The following is a 570-nucleotide window of genomic DNA, read 5'->3' on the forward strand; positions in this document are numbered from 1 at the left end:
ATCGACGTACCGTCAGTATGTTTATGGTATCATGATGATGTGGTCGTGACAATCTTAAGAACATTTAGGTTATTTTATGTATATTGAACAGCATTCTCGCTATCAAAATAAAGCTAATAACATCCAATTAAGATATGATGATAAGCAGTTTCATACAACGGTTATCAAAGATGTTCTATTATGGATTGAACATAATTTAGATCAGTCTTTACTGCTTGATGATGTGGCGAATAAAGCGGGTTATACCAAGTGGTATTTTCAGCGGCTGTTCAAAAAAGTAACAGGGGTCACACTGGCTAGCTATATTCGTGCTCGTCGTTTGACGAAAGCGGCTGTTGAGTTGAGGTTGACGAAAAAAACTATCCTTGAGATCGCATTAAAATATCAATTTGATTCCCAACAATCTTTTACACGTCGATTTAAGTACATTTTTAAGGTTACACCAAGTTATTATCGGCGTAATAAATTATGGGAATTGGAGGCAATGCACTGAGAGATCCCCTCATAATTTCCCCAAAGCGTAACCATGTGTGAATAAATTTTGAGCTAGTAGGGTTGCAGCCACGAGTA

The 570-nt window shown here is 37.0% G+C and carries 1 protein-coding gene; it reads left to right on the forward strand.

Translation table 11 applies throughout. The features are described 5' to 3' along the window. Positions 1-76: 76 nt before the first annotated feature. Complete coding sequence (locus HSP_RS0106570) at positions 77-493, forward strand: helix-turn-helix domain-containing protein (RefSeq protein ID WP_000275180.1); 417 nt, start codon at positions 77-79, stop codon at positions 491-493. Positions 494-570: the final 77 nt, after the last annotated feature.

Source organism: Haemophilus sputorum CCUG 13788, assembly GCF_000238795.1.
GTDB classification, from domain to species: Bacteria; Pseudomonadota; Gammaproteobacteria; order Enterobacterales; family Pasteurellaceae; genus Haemophilus_A; species Haemophilus_A sputorum.